This is a genomic window from Streptomyces sp. RPT161, from assembly GCF_027533845.1.
Classification (GTDB): Bacteria; Actinomycetota; Actinomycetes; order Streptomycetales; family Streptomycetaceae; genus Streptantibioticus_A; species Streptantibioticus_A silvisoli_A.
Window position 1 is genome coordinate 497,418 of sequence record NZ_JAPZVN010000002.1, and the last position, 16,894, is coordinate 514,311.

Here is a 16,894-nt window from a genome sequence, read left to right on the forward strand (position 1 = left end):
CACCCGTCCGCGGACCCTCAGACCGTCACCGTGGCCAACAGCTCCTTGACGATTCCCGTGCCGTTCAGGGTCAGGACCGACTCCGGGTGGAACTGGACGCCCGCGAAGCCCGGGCCGCGCAGCGCGTGGATGTCTCCGGTGGCCGGGTCGCGGGACAACTCGACGCGGTGCATGCCCAGTTCGTCCGCGGCGGCGTCGTCGCACCGCGCGGTGAAGGTGTTGTAGAACCCGACCGTCTCGGCGCGGCCGAACAGGTCGATCCGCTCCTGCGCGCCCTGGAACGGCACCCGCTTGCGGACGATGTCCAGGCCCAGTTCGGCGGCGATCAGCTCGTGCCCGAGGCACACCCCGAGCAGGCCGCCGCGCTGGCCGCCGAGCAACTCGGCGGCCAGCGCGCGCAGTTGGCGCATCCTGGGGTCGGTGCGGTCCGACGGGTCGCCGGGCCCCGGGCCGAGGACCACCGGGCCGGGATGCGCCAGCGCGGCGTCCCGCAGGCCGGGCTCGTCGTGGCGGCGCACGGTCACTGAGAGGCCTGAGGAGCGCAGTACGTGCGCCAGCATCGCGGTGAAGGTGTCCTCGGCGTCGACCACCAGCGCCTGGCCGATCGGCTCGGCCTGCCGCCGCTCCCGCATCCGCAGCCAGAACGGCGCCAGGTTCGCCCGGCGCGCGTCGAGCGCGGCCCGCACCCGGATGTCGTCCGCGAGCCGGGGCCGCGGACCGCCGGTGCCGGGTGCGGCGGCCGGGCGTATCCCGAGTGCGGCCAGCACCCCGGCGGCCTTGGCGTGGGTCTCGGCCACCTCGCCGTGCGGGTCGGAGTGGCGCACCAGGGTGGCGCCCACGGAGACACCGAGCCGTCCGTCCGGGGTGATGTCGGCGGTGCGGATGAGGATGGGGGAGTCCAGGGTCTGCGCGCCGCCCGCGTCCCGGCCGATCAGCGCGAGAGCGCCCGCGTAGTAGCCGCGGCCGTGCGGCTCGTGGCGCTCGATGACCCGGCAGGCGTTCTGCACCGGCGAGCCGGTCACCGTCGCGGCGAACATCGTCTCGCGCAGCACCTCCCGTACGTCCATCGAACTGCGGCCGCGCAGCTCGTACTCGGTGTGCGCGAGATGCGCCATCTCCTTCAGCCGGGGGCCGACCACCTGGCCGCCGAGGTCACCGACGGTGCACATCATCTTCAGTTCCTCGTCGACGACCATGGTCAGCTCCTCCACCTCCTTCGCGTCCCGCAGGAACGCCAGCACGCCCTCGGCGCTGGGACCGGCCGCCGGATAGCGGTACGTGCCGCTGATCGGGTTCATCACGACGGTGCCCCCGGACATCCGGACATGGACCTCGGGGCTGGCGCCGACCAGGGTGCGCTCGCCGGTGTGCACCACGTACGTCCAGTACGCGCCGCGCTCGCCGGTCAGCAGCCGCCGGAACAGGGCGAGCGCGTCGGCGGCGGTGAAGCCGGGGATCTCGCCGCGGAACGTCCGCCGGATCACGAAGTTCGCGCCCTCGCCCCGGCCGATCTCGTCCTCGACGACCTGCCGCACGATCCGCGCGTACGCCTCGTCGTCCACGTCGAAAGCCCCGCCCTCGACCGTGACCGCGTGCCGTGGCAGCGCGTCCAGCAGTTCCGGCACCGGCAGCCGGTGCGTCTGCCGAGGCCGCAGCACCAGCAGCGGTGTGCCGTCGTCGCGCACGTCGAAGCCGCGCTCCCGGATCTGCCGGAACGGCACCAGCGCCAGCGCGTCCAGCGCCGCGCCGCCGTCCGGGACACCGGACGGCAGCGGGATGCCGGCCAGCCGCTCGTGCCGGGTCACCGGGCCGAGCAGCAGCTCGACGGTGTCCGTGGCCAGGCCGGGCGTACGGCGGTGCAGCAGGGCGAACGGCGGGCAGTCGGGGGAGCGCAGGCGCTCCACGAGTGCGCTGGTACTGGCGTCCATGGCGGATCCTTCCGGGATGCGGAGGGCGGCCGGACACACCGAAGGCCGCCCCTCGGGCGGCCTTCGCGAAACTCCTGGGTACGCGCGATCAGTGGGCCGCCGGATCAGCGGTCCACCACCATGCCGTGCGGCAGGCGAGCATCGATCGTGCGTACATGGTCTCGACCCTAGCGCACGTCCACGGATGAACACCGGTTGTCTCACCTTGCGGGCATCGGAGAAAAGATCTGGACGGGACCCCGTAGTGTTGGCCTTGTGACCGTGAACGCTGAATCCACTGCCGGTGGCAACACCTGGCGCGACCTTCCCGCGGCGCAGCAGCCCGAGTGGCCCAACCCCGAGGCTCTGCGCGATGTGATCGCGGACCTCCAGTCGTATCCGCCGCTCGTCTTCGCGGGCGAGTGCGACCTGCTGCGCAGCCGTATGGGAGCCGTCGCCCGTGGCGAGGCGTTCCTGCTGCAGGGCGGTGACTGCGCCGAGGCGTTCGACGCGGTCTCCGCCGACCACATCCGCAGCAAGCTCAAGACGCTGCTCCAGATGGGCGCCGTTCTCACCTACGCCGCGTCGGTGCCGGTGGTGAAGGTCGGCCGGATCGCCGGGCAGTACTCCAAGCCCCGCTCCAAGCCGACCGAGACCCGCGACGGCGTCACCCTGCCCACTTACCGCGGTGACAGCGTCAACGGCTTCGAGTTCACCGCCGAGGCCCGCACTCCGGACCCGGAGCGGCTGAAGCGGATGTACCACGCCTCGGCCGCCACCTTGAACCTGGTGCGCGCCTTCGCCACCGGTGGCTACGCCGACCTGCGGCAGGTGCACGCCTGGAACCAGGACTTCGTGAGGTCGTCCCCGTCCGGACAGCGCTACGAGGCGCTCGCCCGGGAGATCGACAGCGCGATGAACTTCATGAAGGCGTGCGGGACGGACCCGGAGGAGTTCAAGACCGTCGAGTTCTACTCCTCGCACGAGGCGCTGATCCTGGACTACGAGTCGGCGCTGACCCGGGTGGACTCGCGCACCGGCAAGCTGTACGACGTCTCCGGGCACATGGTGTGGATCGGCGAGCGCACCCGGCAGCTGGACGGCGCGCACATCGAGTTCGCCTCCCGGATCCGCAACCCGATCGGCGTCAAGCTCGGCCCGAAGACCAGCCCCGAGGACGCGCTCACCCTGATCGACCGCCTCGACCCGGAGCGCGAGCCCGGTCGGCTGACGTTCATCACCCGGATGGGCGCCGACAAGATCCGCGACCGGCTGCCCGAACTGGTGGAGAAGGTCACCGCGTCCGGCGCCCGGGTGGCGTGGGTGTGCGACCCCATGCACGGCAACACCTTCGAGGCGGCCTCCGGGCACAAGACCCGGCGCTTCGACGACGTGCTGGACGAGGTCAAGGGCTTCTTCGAGGTCCACAAGGGCCTGGGCACCCACCCGGGCGGTATCCATGTGGAGCTGACCGGTGACGACGTCACCGAGTGCGTGGGCGGCGGCGACGAGATCTTCGTGGACGACCTGCACCAGCGCTACGAGACGGCCTGCGACCCCCGGCTCAACCGCAGCCAGTCCCTGGACCTGGCGTTCCTGGTGGCGGAGATGTACCGGCAGCAGTAGGTCCCATGACCTGGCCGAGGGGCGCGAATCACACCGATCCGCGCCCCTCGGTGCTTTTCCCGGGCAGCCGCGCCAGGTAAGGTTAGGTTTGCCTCACTGATCTAGGGACCCGCAGGGAGTGAAACCACGTGTACGTATGCAGCTGCTTCGGTGTGACCGAGGCGCAGGTGCATGCGCACCGGGCGGCCGGAGCCTGCACTCCGCGCGACGTGGCCTCCGCGTGCAAGGCGGGGACCGACTGCGGGTCCTGCGTCCGCCGCATCCAGGCGCTGCTCGGCCGGAGCGGCGGGTGTGCGTCACGTGGCGAGGCCTCACGCGATGCGATCCAGGCCCGGCTGACTCCGGCGGCGCCCTCCGCGATGCCGTCCACCGCCGGGCCCGTGGCCGCGCCGCGGCCGGTGCCGGCGGCGGTCGAGGCGGCCTGAGCCCGGTTCACGAGGCGTCCGGCTGCTCGATGACCTGCGCGATGTAGAGCGGTTCGCCCAGCTTCTCCACCAGTTCAAGCTGGGTGTCGAGGTAGTCGATGTGGTGTTCCTCGTCGGCGAGGATGTCCTCGAAGATGTTGGCCGACGTGATGTCGCCCTTGGACCGCATCACCTCGATGCCGCGCCGCAGCCGGTCGATCGCCTCCACCTCGACCTGCCGGTCCGCCTGGAACATCTCGGTCACCGTCTGGCCGACCCTGACGTGGAACAGTCGCTGGTAGTTGGGCAGCCCCTCCAGGAACAGGATCCGGTCGGTGAGCACCTCCGCGTGCTTCATCTCGTCGAACGACTCGGCCCGGGTGTATTTCGCGAGCTTGTACCAGCCGAAGTTCTCCTGCATCTTCGCGTGCAGGAAGTACTGGTTGATCGCGGTCAGTTCGCCGGTCAGCTGCTCGTTGAGGAACTCGATCACCTCGGGGTCGCCCTGCATGGCAACGCCGTCCCTTCGTTGGTGCCCTGGGGGCGGGGCAGATGGGCGCATCCTCGCACCGAGCCCCAGAGCGATCCAGTAAGTGCACACTCATGGCGGCTTGTCCGGATTACTCACTGGCTGGCATACCGCTGGTCAAGAGCATGCCGCCCGGTCTGTCACCATGGAGTCATGGGTCAGTCGGAACGCCGCGAAGGAGAGCTTCCTCCCGGGCAGCGGCTTCAGCGCGGCTGGCCGGTTCTGCACTACGGGCCGGTGCCCAGGTTCAAGCCGGACCGCTGGGAGTTCCGGGTTTTCGGCGCCACGGCCGACGGCGAGAAGCACTGCTGGAACCACGAGGAGTTCTCGGCGCTGCCGCACGCCACGGTGATCGGCGACTTCCACTGCGTCACCAAGTTCTCCATGCTCGGCGTGGAGTGGGGCGGGGTGGCCACCTCGACGGTACTGAAGCTGGCGCCGCCCGCCCCCGACGTCACCCATGTCATGGTCTGGGCCGAGTACGGCTTCAGCTCCAACCTGCGGCTGGACGACTTCGCTGACGACAAATCGATATTCGCCACGCACCGGGGCGGCGAGCTGCTCACCGCCGAGCACGGCTTCCCGGTGCGGCTGATAGTGCCGCACCTGTACGCCTGGAAGGGCCCCAAGTGGGTGCGCGGGGTGGAGTACATGGTCGCCGACCGCCGCGGCTTCTGGGAGGAGCGCGGCTACCACAACCTCGGCGACCCCTGGCGCGAACAGCGCTACTCCTACCAGGAGGAACCGGGCGACGGCCCAGAACTCTAGCCTTCCGGCGGATCCCGCCCTCGGGTCGCGGTTGGCTCGGACCGCCGACCCGCCTCGGCAGCCACCGCGGCGTGGACCGGCGGTGCGAAGCGGCCGCGCCCCGCGAAGCGCTAAGCCCGCAGCGCCTTGAGGCGTGCCACGTCGGCCGCGTAGTTCACCTTCGGCCCCGGGGTCTCGATCACCAGCGGCACGCCCTCGGTCGCCGGATGGCGGAACAGCTCCCGGAAGGGCTCCGCGCCGATGTGACCGGCGCCGATGTTCTCGTGCCGGTCCTTGTGCGCGCCGACCACGTCCTTGGAGTCATTGGCGTGGATCAGCCGAAGCCGCCCCTCGCCGACCGTCTCCGTCAGCAGGTCCAGCGTCTGCTTCATGCCCCCGGGGGCCGCCAGGTCGTGGCCCGCGGCGAAGACATGGCAGGTGTCCAGGCACACGCCCAGCCTCGGATGCCGGTCCAACGCCTCGAAGTACGGCTCCAGGTCCGCCATCAGCGAGCACAACGAGGCGCCCTGCCCGGCCGTGGGCTCCAGCAGCAGCCACGGGTCGTCCTCGTGCTCCAGCTCCTCCAGCAGCGGCAGCATCCGCTCCCGTACCTGCGCGAGCGCCACCGCGCGGGTGCGCCCGCCGGTCGCCGAACCGGTGTGCACCACCACGCCCCGCGCCCCGATCGCCCGGCCCCGCCGCAGCGAATGCCGCATCGAGGCCACCGAGTTGTCGACCGTCGCCGCGGTGTGCGAGCCGAAGTTGATCAGGTAGGGGGCGTGCACAAACGCCGGTATGCCCGCCTCCGCGCACTGTTCGCGGAACGCCTCGTCCTGCGCCGGGTTGCCCACCGGCGTCGCCCAGCCGCGCGGGTTGGCGACAAAGACCTGGACCGTCTCCGCGTCGATGTCCCGCGCGTACCCCAGGCCGGTGGCCGCCAGTCCTCCGGCCACCGGGACATGGGCGCCGACCGGGTTGCGGACCGCACCGCCCGCCGTACCCATCAGCGCGCCCACAGGGTGATCGTGGTGCCCTTCGGCTGCATCGAACCGCCGCCGGGCGACTCGCTGAAGACCTTGCCGGTGAAGAACAGGTTGATCACGGTGACCTTGAAGCCCGCCGCCTCAAGGGTCTGCTTCGCGGTGTCGGTGTCCTGACCGGTCACATCCGGCACCTTGAACAACTGCCGGCCCTTGGAGACGGTGAGGGTGACCGTGTCGCCCTGCGCGGCCTGGCCGTCGGCCGGGCTCTGCTGGGCGACGGAGTCCTTGGGCACCGAGTCCGAGTACACCGGGCTGCCGGAGACCTGCGCCTTCAACCCGGCGGCCTGGAGCTTCTGTTCGGCGTCGCTGACCGTGGAACCCACCACGTCGGGGACCGCCACCGCCTTGCCCCGGCTGACGGTGATCGCCACCGCGTCGCCGTTCTTGCGCGGGGTGCCCGGTGCGGGATCGGTGGAGATCACCGCGCCCGCCGGCACCGTGTCGTTGAACTCCCTGGCGACCGTGCCCGGGGTCAGTCCGGCGTCCTTGATCTGCCGCTGCGCCTGGTCCAGCGGCTTGCCGACCACCTGCGGCACGTCGGTGCGCTGCGGGCCGCGCGAGACGACCACCCGCACCGTGCCGTTGCCGCGGATCCGGGCGCCGGGGCCGGGATCGGTGGAGATCACGTGGTCCTTGGCGACCGTCTCGCTGAAGTCCTCGCTGACCCGCACCCCGAGCCCGGCGCCCCGCAGCTTCTGCTCGGCCTGCGCCCTGGACAGCGCCAGGACCGGCGGCACGCTGGTGAACTGCCCGGAACCCACGTACCAGACGACCGCGCCGGTGCCGAACAGCACCGCGAGCACGGTGACGATCGCTATCAGGCCGCGCCGCGGCAGCCGCCGCGGGCTGCCGGGCGCCGGGGGCTCCTCGTGCTTGATCAGGTCCGGTGGCAGCTGGAAGCGGCTGGTGCGGTTGATCACCTCGGTGCGCTCGCCGCCGGTGCGGCGGATGACCGTCGTACGGTCGTCGTCCTCCGCGCCCGCCAGGGCCTGCGGTGGTACCGCGTCCAGCTGCTCGTCGGTGAGCGCGCCGCGCGCCGCGCGCAACCGCCCCAGCGCCGCCACCGCGTCGGCCGGGCGCGGCTGCGGCGTACGGGACGCCATGGTGGTCACCAGTTCGTCCAGCTCCGGCGCGAGCCCCGGCACGGCGGCCGAGGGCGGCCCGACGTCCTCGTGCAGGTGCTGGTAGATCACGGTGGCCGGGGTGCCGCCGTTGTGCGGCTTGGCGCCGGTGAGCATCTCGTAGAGCAGTACACCGCACGCGTAGACGTCGGAGCGCTCGTCGGCGGTGCCGTGCTCGATCTGCTCCGGCGCCAGGTACGACACGGTGCCCAGCACCGAACCGCTGGTGGAGGTGGTGTCGGTGCCCACCGCGCGCACCAGGCCGAAGTCGGCGACCTTGACCCGGCCGTCGTCGCCCATCAGGACGTTCTCCGGCTTCATGTCGCGGTGCACCAGGCCCGCCAGGTGCGCGGCGCCCAGCGCGGCCAGTATCGGCTCCAGGATGTCCAGCGCGGCCCGCGGCGGCAGCGCGCCGCGCTCCCGCAGCACATCGCGCAGGGTGCAGCCGGCCACGTACTCCATCGCCAGGTAGACGTACGTGCCGTCGGTTCCCTGGTCGAACACGCCCACGACGTTGGGGTGGTCAAGGCGGGCCACCGCCTTGGCCTCCCGGATGAACCGCTCGACGAAGGCATCGTCGCCCGCCAGCGCCGGGTGCATCACCTTCAGCGCCAGCACTCGGTCGAGACGGGTGTCCACGGCCCGGTAGACCGTGGCCATCCCGCCGACGGCGATCCGCGCCTCGATCCGGTACCGGCCGTCGAGCACGTGCCCGACGAGCGGGTCCTGCAGGGTCGTATTCACGCAAGGGAGTTTACGAGGTGGGACTGTGGAACCCCGGTGCCCGTCAGGTCCCGGCCGCGCCCCACGCCGGACGTTCCGGGTCCAGGGCGGCCCTGCCCTCGTCGGGTGAGGACGCGAGCGCGTGGTGCCGCCGCGGGATCCGTCCGGCCCGCGCGGCGAGCCGCCCGCCCTCCACGGCGTGCCGCATGGCGGCCGCCATCAGCACCGGCTGCTGCGCCCGCGTCACGGCGGACGCCAGCATCACCCCCGCGCACCCCAGCTCCATGGCGAGCGCCGCGTCCGAGGCGGTGCCCGCGCCCGCGTCGAGGATCACCGGAACCGACGCCCGCTCGGTGATCAACTGGAAGTTGTAGGGGTTCCGGATACCGAGCCCGGAACCGATCGGCGAGCCCAGCGGCATCACCGCGGCGCATCCCACGTCCTCCAGCTTGGCGGCCAGCACCGGGTCGTCGTTGGTGTACGGCAGCACCACGAAGCCGTCGTCCACCAACGTCTCGGCGGCGTCGAGCAGTTCGACCGGGTCGGGCAGCAACGTGCGCTCGTCCGCGACCACTTCGAGCTTGACCCAGTCGGTGCCCAGTGCCTCCCGGGCCAGCCGTGCGGTCAGCACCGCCTCCCCGGCGGTGTGGCAGCCCGCGGTGTTCGGCAGCACCCGGATGCCGTGCTTCTCCAGCACCGAAAGCACCGAGCCGCGCACGGTCGGGTCCAGCCTGCGCATCGCGACCGTGGTCAGCTCGGTCCCGGAGGCGAGCAGCGCCTGCTCCAGCACCTCAAGGCTGGGCGCTCCGCCGGTGCCCATGATCAGGCGGGAGGTGAAGGCGGCGTCGGCGATCCTGAACAGGTCGTCGGCCATGTGATCAGCCTCCCTGGACCGCGGTGAGCACCTCGACGCGGTCTCCCTCGCCGAGCGCGGTGCTGGTCCAGCGGCTGCGCGGAACGACGGTTTCGTTGACGGCGGCGGCCACCCCGGAGTGCGCGGTGGTCAGGGTGGCGACGAGGCGGTCAAGGGTGAGGCCTTCGGGGACTTCGCGGGCTTCACCGTTCAGCGAGACGGTCATACGGCCTGCTCCTGGAGTGCGTTCGCGAATCGTGCGGGGGTGAACGGGCGGGCGTACGGCGGGACTTCGCCGGTGGTCAGCGCCTCGGCCATGACATCGCCGGTGATCGGGGTGAGCAGCACCCCGTTGCGGTGGTGGCCGGTGGCCAGCAGCAGCCCGGGCAGCGCGGTCGGCCCGAGTAGCGGCGCGTTGTCCGGTGAGCCGGGACGCAGCCCGGCCAGGGTCTCGGCGAGCGGTAGTTCGGTGATGCCGGGCACCAGGTCGTGCGCGTCCCGCAGCAGTTCGTAGACGCCGCCCGCGGTGACCTCGGTGTCCCAGCCCAGCTCCTCGCTGGTCGCGCCGACCACCAGCTCGCCGTTCTCCCTCGGCACCAGGTAGACATGGCCGCCGCGCACCACCCCGCGCACCGTCCTGGACAGGAACGGCGCGTACGCCCGCGGGATCCGCAGCCGCAGCACCTGGCCCTTCACCGGCCGCACCGGTGGCAGTACGTGCTCGGGCAGGCCCGCGACGACGCCGCTGCGGCTGCCCGCCGCCAGCACGGTGTGCTCGGCGGTGAGCGAGGTGCCGCCGCGCAGTACCGCGCCGCGGGCCCGGTCGCCGTCCACGGCGATCCGCTCGACGAGGTCGCGGTGGAAGGCCACCCCGGCGCCCTCGCAGGCCAGCAGCAGGGCGTTGGCCAGCCGTCGGGGGTCGACCTGGTGGTCGCCGTCCACCCGCAGACCGCCGCGCACGCCGGGGGCCAGCATCGGCTCCAGGCGGCGGCAGTCGCGGCCGCTGATCCACTCGGACTCCAGGCCCAGGGAGAGCTGGAAGGCGTGCAGTTCGCGCAGCGCCGCGCGGTCGTCGGCGTCCAGCGCGACCGCGAGCGTCCCGCATGGGCGGTAACCGAGGTCGAGGCCGGTGGCCTCGGTCAGCTCCGCGGCGAACGACGGATAGCGGCGCGCCGACGCCAGGTTGAGGTCCAGCAGGGTCTGCTCGCCGTACTGGAGTTCCGTGACGGCGGCGAGCATCCCGGCGGCGACACGGGCGGCGCCACCGCCCGGCGCCGGGTCGACCACCGCCGTTCGCAGCCCGCGCTGGGCCGCGCGCCAGGCTGTGACAAGGCCGATGATTCCGCCACCGATGACGAGCACGTCGCCTTGCGGCGGGCAACCGGAAACGTGCATGACGGTTCCGCTCCTCCCTTCGCCGGTATGACCCGGATCAGGTTCGTACGGTCGGCGGCCGGTCAGCCGCCCTCTCAGCCCGGTACGTCCGGGCTCCCGCGAGTGCGTATGCGTACCCGTACCTTACTGCGTGAGGTACGGGGGGCGACCCCCCCCGGGACCCCGGCCGGGTGGTGCCGGCGGCCCTTCGCGGGGTGTGGGGGGCGGTGGTTGCGGACCGCCGGTCCGGTTCGCGGGGTTGCTCGCCGCTGCGGCGGATCCTTTTCCGGGGGCAGGCCCCCATACCCCCTGGCCTGGCGGATTCCTCTGGACGAGCCCATGGCCCCGTCGGGCGGGGTCTTCCGGGGGCGAGTCCCGGCTCCACGCCGTTGCGACGGGGTTCTGCCGGGGTGAGCGCTGTCGCAGCCGCAGGGGGTCCGGGGCTTGCCCCCGGAAAGAAATCCGCCGCGATGGCGAGCAACCCCCACGGCGCGGTTCGGCGGCGCGAACCGGCCGCAAGCCGTGACGATGTGTCAGGGATCTCTCCGCACGATGCTGCGGAAACCGCGCCGGACGGCGCTACCGTGATCGCGTGAGGGATGAGCAGAGCGTGCGCCGAGTCGTGGTGGTCGGGGCCGGAATGGCCGGAGTGCAGACCGCGGTGTCGCTGCGCGAGCACGGGTTCGGCGGATCGATCACACTGCTCGGCGCGGAACCGCACCACCCCTACGACCGCCCGCCGCTGTCGAAGTCCGTACTGCTGGGCGCGGCCGACGGCTCCGCCTTCGACGTGGACTTCGCCGGACTCGGCATCGAACTGCGGCTCGGCCAGCACGCCGACGCGCTGCGCCCGGACGAGCGGCAGGTCGTGACGGCCGGCGGCCCGCTCGCGTACGACCGGCTGGTGATCGCCACCGGCGCGGAACCCGTGACGCTGCCCGGCGCGGCCGGAGTGCCCGGCGTGCACATGCTGCGCACGCTGGACGACGCGAACGCGCTGCGCCCGGTGCTGGCCGCCAAACGCCAGGTGGTCGTGGTCGGCGCCGGGTGGATCGGCGCCGAGTTCGCCACCGCGGCCCGCGAGTCCGGCTGCGAGGTGACCGTGGTCGAGGCCGCGGAGCGGCCGTTGGCCGGGGTGCTGCCCGCCGAGATCTCCGCGCCGATGCGCGGCTGGTACGAGGAGGCCGGGGTACGGCTGCTCACCGGCGTCCAGGTCGCCGGGGTGGAACCGGGCGCCGTACTGCTCTCCGACGGCACCCGGCTGATCGCCGGCGCGGTGGTGATCGGGATCGGGGCGCGCCCGACGACCGGCTGGCTGGCCGGTTCCGGCGTCGAACTGGACGAGCACCGGGCGGTACGCGCCGACGACCGGCTGCGCACCTCGGTCCCCGGCGTCCTGGCGGTCGGCGACTGCGCGTCGTTCCCGTCCGCCCGCTACGGCGAGCGGCTGCTCATCCACCACTGGGACAACGCGGTGCAGGGCCCGCGCACGGCGGCGGCGAACCTGCTGGGCGAGGACGAGCCGTACGACCCGGTGCCGTACTTCTGGTCCGAGCAGTTCGGGCGCTTCGTGCAGTACGCGGGCCACCACACGGACTCCGACCAGCTGCTGCGGCGCGGCGATCCGGACGGTCCGGCGTGGTCGGTGTGCTGGCTGCGGGACGGCGCGCTGGCCGCACTGCTCGCCGTGGGCCGCCCCCGCGACCTGGCGCAGGGCCGCAAGCTGATCGAACGCGGCGCCCGACTGGACCCCGCGGCGGCCGCGGACCCCGCCGTCCCGCTGAAGTCGGCGGTCCGCAGCGCGGCGTGACGCCCCGGGGGCCGCTTCCGAAGGGCCCGCCGCGACGGCGGGCGTCCAGCACGGCGCGGCCCGGCGGTGCCGCGCGCACCGGCCCCCAGCGGCGGGCGGCCGTAAGAGTGACGTTGAATCGGTGGCCCGGCCCTCATGGACGCAGTCCGTAAGGGCGCCGCACCACGGGCCTCCCCCGGGGGAACCAGTCGGGTACCGGTTGTCGGTGCGGGATGGCACGCTTGTCCCCGTGACTGGTTACTCGTCGATTGACCCCAAGATTGACGCCCTCGTTCCTTCCTGGCTCACCCTGCCCGACGCCGCCGAGCGGCTCGATGTCGAAGTGACCCGCGTTCGGCAGCTGATCAAGGAGGGTCAGCTCATCGCGGTTCGCCGGGGCGAAAACCGGGTTCTGATGGTCCCCGCCGACTTCATCGGCACCGGCAAGGTGGTCAAGGGCCTCGCCGGAACGCTGACGCTGCTCAGGGACGACGGCTTCACCGACGAAGAGGCGTTGGAGTGGCTGTTCACCGCCGACCCGACCCTCCCCGGCACCCCCGTCCAGGCACTGCGGGAGAATCGCGGAACCGAGGTGAAGCGCCGCGCCCAGGCGCTCGCCGTCTGACCCGATCCGGGGGGAGCGCCACCGTATGACCACCACCGCCGAGAACCGCGGGCGCGCGCTGCGCGCACAGCTCGCCGACGCCCGGGTCTACCTGTGCACCGACGCCCGCAGGCGGCAGGGCGATCTGCCCCAGTTCCTGGACGCGGTCCTCGGCTCCGGCGTGGACATCGTGCAGCTGCGGGACAAGGGCATGGAGGCCGCCGAGGAGCTGGAACACCTCGCGGTCTTCCGGGAGGCCTGCCGCAGGCACGGCAAGCTGCTCGCGGTCAACGACCGGGCGGACGTCGCACACGCGGTGGGCGCGGACGTGCTGCACCTCGGGCAGGGCGACCTGCCGGTGCCCGCCGCCCGCGCCATCCTCGGCGACGAGGTGGTCATCGGACGCTCCACCCATGCCGAATCCGAAGCGGCCGCGGCCGCCATCGAGCCCGGTGCGGACTACTTCTGCACCGGGCCGGTGTGGCCCACGCCCACCAAGCCCGGGCGGCACGCCCCCGGCCTGCCGCTGGTGGAGTACGCGGCGGGGCTGGCCACCGAACGCCCCTGGTTCGCCATCGGCGGCATCGACCTGTCCAACGTGGAGCAGGTGCTGGCCGCCGGCGCGCGGCGGATCGTCGTGGTCCGGGCGATCACCGAGGCGGACGACCCCGCCGAGGCGGCGGCACGCTTTGCCAAGATCGTCCGAGGCGCGGACGGAACTCCGTCATAACCGCTCATATCGCGGAAGCTGGGTTACGGACCGTCCACACTGGCCGTTAGCCTGAACGACATGGCCCTTGGAACCTCTTCCACCAGGACCGATCGCGCGGTCACCATTCGTGAACTGCTCTCGTCCGGCGAGCGCTCGTACTCCTTCGAATTCGCTGCCCCGAAGACCGAGAAGGGCGAGCGGACCCTGTGGGACGCCATCCGCCGCATCGAGGCCGTCCGGCCGACCTTCGTATCCGTGACATACGGTGCGGGCGGCTCCTCCCGTGAGGGAACGGTCCGCGCCACCGACCGCATCGTCTCCGACACCACGCTGACCCCGTGCGCGCATCTGACCGCGGTCAACCACTCGGTCGCCGAACTGCGCAACATCATCGGCCAGTACGCGGACGCCGGAATCCGCAACATGCTCGCGGTCCGTGGCGACCCGCCCGGTGACCCGATGGGCGAGTGGGTCCCGCACCCGCAGGGCCTGCGCTACGCCGCGGAACTCGTCTCGCTGATCAAGGAGTCCGGGGACTTCTGCGTGGGCGTGGCGGCCTTCACCGAGATGCATCCGCGCTCCCTCGACCCGGAGTCCGACACCCGGTACTTCGTGGACAAGTGCCGGGCGGGCGCCGACTTCGCCATCACCCAGATGTTCTTCAACGCCGAGGACTACCTGCGGCTGCGGGACCGGGTGGCGAGGGCCGGATGCGAGACGCCGATCATTCCGGAGATCATGCCGGTCACCAACGTCCGGCAGATCGAGCGCTTCTCGCAGCTCGGCAACGCCCCGTTCCCGCCCTCGCTGGCGGAACGGATCCTCGCGGTCCAGGACGACCCGGCGGCGGTGCGGGCCATCGGTGTGGAGTTCGCCAGCGAGATGTGCCGCAGACTGATGGACGAGGACATCCCGGGACTGCACTTCATTACCCTGAACCACTCCACGGCATCGCTGGAAATCTACGAGAATCTCGGTCTGCACCGAAGGTCGTAGCGGGCGGATCCGCGCCCCGGGGGATACGACGGCGGTGAACGGTAAAAGGAAGTGCGCGCATGGGCTACACGGTGCTCTACATCGCGTTCGGTGTCGTGGCGCTCTGGCTGCTGGGCGAGGTACTGCTCCAGTACAAGGCGCGGCTGCGCTGGCGGCTGCTGGCCTTCTCCGGGTTCTGCGGCGTGGTCCTGGGCGTCGCCCTGCCGTCGGTGATCGTGATCTGCCTGGGCGCGGCGGCGTTCGCGGCCGGGCAGACCTTCGTCACGCTGTCGTACCGGCGCGGTTTCGCCGCCGGTTGGGCGCTCGGCGGACGGCCAGGTTCCAGCCGCCGCCGCAAAGGGGGCCGCGGAGCGGGGAGCGCCCCGGCGAGTGAGGTGCCGACGGCGCCGGAGCAGCCCCCGGCCCAGCCCGAACCGCCTTTGGAGACGGCCGAGTTCGAGCCGTACGGCACCGGCAGCGAGGAGTACCCGCAGGGTGTGGACAGCACCCAGGTGTACTCGCCGATGCCGATGCCGGAGGAGACGGGGGAGTACGCCGCCTACCAGCCGCACCCGGGCGACGGCTACGAGGGCTACGGGTGGCAGCAGCAGCCGTCCTACGCGTACGAGCCGGATGTCTTCGGCAACACGCCGCAGCCGGACTACGGCTACGGCCAGCAGCAGTATCCGCAGTACGGGGAGTACGCCTATCCGGCGCAGGATCCTTACGCCGCCGCGCAGTACGGCTACGAGACACCGCCCGGCGGGGTCTGGAACCCGGAGTACCACCCCGAGCCCCACATCCCCCAACAGGCGCCCCCCGCACATGACCAGCCCCAACCCACGGACCCGTACGACCCCTACCACTACTAGGGCCTGCGGCCGGGCCTGATCACGGGCCGTGGTGGGCTCGCCCCGGAACAGAACCGCCGCGACGGCGAGCAACCCCCTGGCGGAGCCAGGCGGTCCGAGCGCCCGCCGCTGAAGCGCGGAACCTGGCCGGAGGCCTACCTGCTGCCGCCCGGGCCGCCGGCGATGAGGTCGGCGGTGATCGCGCCGGACATTCCGGCGTGCGCCAGGCCGCCGCCGGGATGCGCCGAGCCGCCCACGAGATACAGGCCCTCGGGCCGGGCGCGGTTGCCGGTACGCAGGTACGCACCTGCCGCCCCGGCCAGCGCCGGTCCCGGCACCGCGCCCCCGGGCACACCGGTGAGCCGCTCGGTGTCCACCGGAGTCCGCACCTCGCGCCACAGGACCCGCTCGGGCAGCCCCGGGACCGCGGCCTCGGCCGCCTCGACCACCCGGTCGGCGAACGCGTCCGCGTAGCCCGGCGCCGTCCAGTCCACCGGCCCCTGCGCAGGCACGGTGACCGTCAGCGTGACGGACTCGTGCGCGTCGTCCGGCCGCAGCCGGGCGTCATCGGGCCGCAGCACCGTCACCGTGGGCGCGGGGGTGCCCGGACGGCCGTCGTGCGGGCGGTCCGTACCGTGCACCAGGGTGCGGTGCGCCGTCCCGGCCGGGCGCGGGCCGCGAAGCGCCAGCAGCACGGTGAAGCGGGCCAGGTCCACCGCAAGCGGCTGGCGCGGGGTGCCGCGGACCACCGTGTCGGCCTCCGCCAACGTGCCGTCGGCGAGCCGCACCCCCACCGCCCGGCCGTCCTTCTCGACCACCTCGGCCACCTCGGCCCCGAAGTGGAACTCGACCCCGCGCGCCGTACAGCGCTCGAACACCGCGTCGGCGAGCGCCCGCAGGCCCCCGCCGACGTACCAGGAACCGAAGGTCTGCTCCATGTACGGCAGCACCGCCGCACTGGCCGGCGCGGTGGCCGGGTCGTACCCGTACCCCAGCACGTAGGCCGCCAGCAGCGCGGCGAGACCGGGGTGCTTCAGCTCGCGGCGGCCCACCTCGGCGATCGTGGGGGCGGAGCTGCGGCCGAACAGGCCGCGCCGCCGCGCCGGGTACGGGTCGCGACCGAGCGGTGCGGTGTCGGCGGCCAGCGTGTCCTCCAGCAGTGGGCGGCGGGTGGCCTCCCAGACCGCCCGCGCCCTGTTCATGACCTCGCCCCAGCGCTCGCCCGCCCCGCCGCCGAACGCCTCGTCGAGCGCCGCGACCACGCCCGCGCGGGACGCGTTGGGCAGCGCGAAGCGCGTGCCGTCCGGGAGCAGATGTTCGCTCGACGGATCAACCTGGGTCAGCTCGACGCTGCGCTCCAGCGTCTCCTTGCCGGTCTTGACGAACAAGTCGCGGTAGACGGCGGGCAGATGGAGCAGTCCGGGGCCGGTGTCGAACGCGAACCCGTCCCGCTCGTACCGGGCGACGCCGCCGCCGTAGGTTTCCGCGCGCTCGTACACCGCCACCCGGTGGCCGCCCGTGGCGAGCCGGGCGGCGGTCGCCAGCGAGCCCATACCCGCGCCGATTACCGCGATTCGTGCCATGTCAGGGACTGTATCGGGCACCACTGACAGTCACCCCCGCCGGGACCGGCCCG

The 16,894-nt window shown here is 72.5% G+C and carries 16 protein-coding genes and 1 riboswitch; of the genes, 8 read left to right on the forward strand and 8 right to left on the reverse strand.

Going from position 1 to position 16,894, the window contains the following annotated elements; genetic code table 11:
* Positions 1-17: 17 nt before the first annotated feature.
* The gene (locus O5O46_RS06895) at positions 18-1,928 is read right to left on the reverse strand and encodes an anthranilate synthase family protein (protein WP_269854340.1); all 1,911 of its coding nucleotides are present in this window, start codon (positions 1,926-1,928) and stop codon (positions 18-20) included.
* A 255-nt stretch (positions 1,929-2,183) separates the two neighbouring features.
* Between O5O46_RS06895 and O5O46_RS06900 the strand changes: the two genes are divergently transcribed.
* Entirely contained in the window at positions 2,184-3,533 is a 1,350-nt protein-coding gene (locus O5O46_RS06900) for a class II 3-deoxy-7-phosphoheptulonate synthase (protein ID WP_269854341.1), read from the forward strand.
* Positions 3,534-3,661: 128 nt separating this feature from the next.
* A complete protein-coding gene (locus O5O46_RS06905) occupies positions 3,662-3,958 on the forward strand; it encodes a (2Fe-2S)-binding protein (protein ID WP_269854342.1) in 297 nt (98 codons plus the stop codon).
* Between the two features lie 7 nt (positions 3,959-3,965).
* On the opposite strand, the gene bfr is transcribed toward O5O46_RS06905, so the two are convergent.
* Complete coding sequence (gene bfr / locus O5O46_RS06910) at positions 3,966-4,448, reverse strand: bacterioferritin (protein WP_269854343.1); 483 nt, start codon at positions 4,446-4,448, stop codon at positions 3,966-3,968.
* A gap of 171 nt (positions 4,449-4,619) precedes the next feature.
* Between bfr and O5O46_RS06915 the strand changes: the two genes are divergently transcribed.
* A complete protein-coding gene (locus O5O46_RS06915; protein ID WP_269854344.1) occupies positions 4,620-5,234 on the forward strand; it encodes a sulfite oxidase-like oxidoreductase in 615 nt (204 codons plus the stop codon).
* Between the two features lie 110 nt (positions 5,235-5,344).
* On the opposite strand, the gene O5O46_RS06920 is transcribed toward O5O46_RS06915, so the two are convergent.
* The 5 genes from O5O46_RS06920 to thiO all read right to left on the reverse strand — a co-directional run bounded on the left by O5O46_RS06920 (position 5,345) and on the right by thiO (position 10,348).
* Entirely contained in the window at positions 5,345-6,217 is an 873-nt protein-coding gene (locus O5O46_RS06920) for a deoxyribonuclease IV (protein WP_269854597.1), read from the reverse strand.
* Positions 6,217-8,121, reverse strand: a complete 1,905-nt coding sequence (pknB, locus tag O5O46_RS06925) for a Stk1 family PASTA domain-containing Ser/Thr kinase (protein ID WP_269854345.1) — start codon at positions 8,119-8,121, stop codon at positions 6,217-6,219. Before pknB ends, O5O46_RS06920 begins: the two co-directional genes overlap by 1 nt.
* 43 nt (positions 8,122-8,164) lie before the next feature.
* Positions 8,165-8,974 carry a thiazole synthase gene (locus tag O5O46_RS06930; protein WP_269854346.1) on the reverse strand — a complete coding sequence of 270 codons (810 nt, stop codon included), beginning with the start codon at positions 8,972-8,974 and terminating at the stop codon, positions 8,165-8,167.
* 4 nt (positions 8,975-8,978) lie between these two features.
* Entirely contained in the window at positions 8,979-9,179 is a 201-nt protein-coding gene (thiS, locus tag O5O46_RS06935) for a sulfur carrier protein ThiS (RefSeq protein WP_269854347.1), read from the reverse strand.
* Positions 9,176-10,348, reverse strand: coding sequence for a glycine oxidase ThiO (thiO, locus tag O5O46_RS06940; protein WP_269854348.1), 1,173 nt, complete (start codon positions 10,346-10,348; stop codon positions 9,176-9,178). Before thiO ends, thiS begins: the two co-directional genes overlap by 4 nt.
* Positions 10,345-10,458, reverse strand: a riboswitch (TPP riboswitch). (Overlaps the previous gene by 4 nt.)
* Before the next feature lie 509 nt (positions 10,459-10,967).
* On the opposite strand from thiO, the gene O5O46_RS06945 reads away from it, so the two are divergent.
* The 5 genes from O5O46_RS06945 (at position 10,968) to O5O46_RS06965 (ending at position 15,279) form a co-directional block, all read left to right on the forward strand.
* Positions 10,968-12,137 carry an NAD(P)/FAD-dependent oxidoreductase gene (locus O5O46_RS06945; protein ID WP_269854598.1) on the forward strand — a complete coding sequence of 390 codons (1,170 nt, stop codon included), beginning with the start codon at positions 10,968-10,970 and terminating at the stop codon, positions 12,135-12,137.
* A gap of 229 nt (positions 12,138-12,366) precedes the next feature.
* Positions 12,367-12,741: an Rv2175c family DNA-binding protein gene (locus tag O5O46_RS06950; protein ID WP_269854349.1), complete on the forward strand. Its 375-nt coding sequence runs from the start codon at positions 12,367-12,369 to the stop codon at positions 12,739-12,741.
* Positions 12,742-12,766: 25 nt separating this feature from the next.
* On the forward strand, positions 12,767-13,450 hold the full coding sequence (gene thiE, locus O5O46_RS06955; RefSeq protein WP_269854350.1) for a thiamine phosphate synthase: 684 nt from the start codon (positions 12,767-12,769) through the stop codon (positions 13,448-13,450).
* 60 nt (positions 13,451-13,510) lie between these two features.
* Entirely contained in the window at positions 13,511-14,428 is a 918-nt protein-coding gene (metF, locus tag O5O46_RS06960; protein ID WP_269854351.1) for a methylenetetrahydrofolate reductase [NAD(P)H], read from the forward strand.
* Positions 14,429-14,487: 59 nt separating this feature from the next.
* Entirely contained in the window at positions 14,488-15,279 is a 792-nt protein-coding gene (locus tag O5O46_RS06965; protein ID WP_269854352.1) for a hypothetical protein, read from the forward strand.
* Positions 15,280-15,413: 134 nt separating this feature from the next.
* Here the strand turns inward: O5O46_RS06965 and O5O46_RS06970 are convergent, their stop codons facing one another.
* Entirely contained in the window at positions 15,414-16,841 is a 1,428-nt protein-coding gene (locus tag O5O46_RS06970; RefSeq protein ID WP_269854353.1) for a phytoene desaturase family protein, read from the reverse strand.
* Positions 16,842-16,894 lie beyond the last annotated feature (53 nt).

What these genes read in the sequence shown, in the direction of transcription:
- metF (WP_269854351.1), top strand. Translation starts at nt 13,511, where the DNA reads ATGGCCCTTGGAACCTCTTCCACCAGGACCGATCGCGCGGTCACCATT.
- bfr (WP_269854343.1), bottom strand. Translation starts at nt 4,448, where the DNA reads ATGCAGGGCGACCCCGAGGTGATCGAGTTCCTCAACGAGCAGCTGACC.
- thiS (WP_269854347.1), bottom strand. Translation starts at nt 9,179, where the DNA reads ATGACCGTCTCGCTGAACGGTGAAGCCCGCGAAGTCCCCGAAGGCCTC.
- O5O46_RS06945 (WP_269854598.1), top strand. Translation starts at nt 10,968, where the DNA reads ATGGCCGGAGTGCAGACCGCGGTGTCGCTGCGCGAGCACGGGTTCGGC.
- O5O46_RS06895 (WP_269854340.1), bottom strand. Translation starts at nt 1,928, where the DNA reads ATGGACGCCAGTACCAGCGCACTCGTGGAGCGCCTGCGCTCCCCCGAC.
- O5O46_RS06915 (WP_269854344.1), top strand. Translation starts at nt 4,620, where the DNA reads ATGGGTCAGTCGGAACGCCGCGAAGGAGAGCTTCCTCCCGGGCAGCGG.
- O5O46_RS06920 (WP_269854597.1), bottom strand. Translation starts at nt 6,217, where the DNA reads ATGGGTACGGCGGGCGGTGCGGTCCGCAACCCGGTCGGCGCCCATGTC.
- thiE (WP_269854350.1), top strand. Translation starts at nt 12,767, where the DNA reads ATGACCACCACCGCCGAGAACCGCGGGCGCGCGCTGCGCGCACAGCTC.
- O5O46_RS06970 (WP_269854353.1), bottom strand. Translation starts at nt 16,841, where the DNA reads ATGGCACGAATCGCGGTAATCGGCGCGGGTATGGGCTCGCTGGCGACC.
- thiO (WP_269854348.1), bottom strand. Translation starts at nt 10,348, where the DNA reads ATGCACGTTTCCGGTTGCCCGCCGCAAGGCGACGTGCTCGTCATCGGT.
- O5O46_RS06930 (WP_269854346.1), bottom strand. Translation starts at nt 8,974, where the DNA reads ATGGCCGACGACCTGTTCAGGATCGCCGACGCCGCCTTCACCTCCCGC.
- O5O46_RS06965 (WP_269854352.1), top strand. Translation starts at nt 14,488, where the DNA reads ATGGGCTACACGGTGCTCTACATCGCGTTCGGTGTCGTGGCGCTCTGG.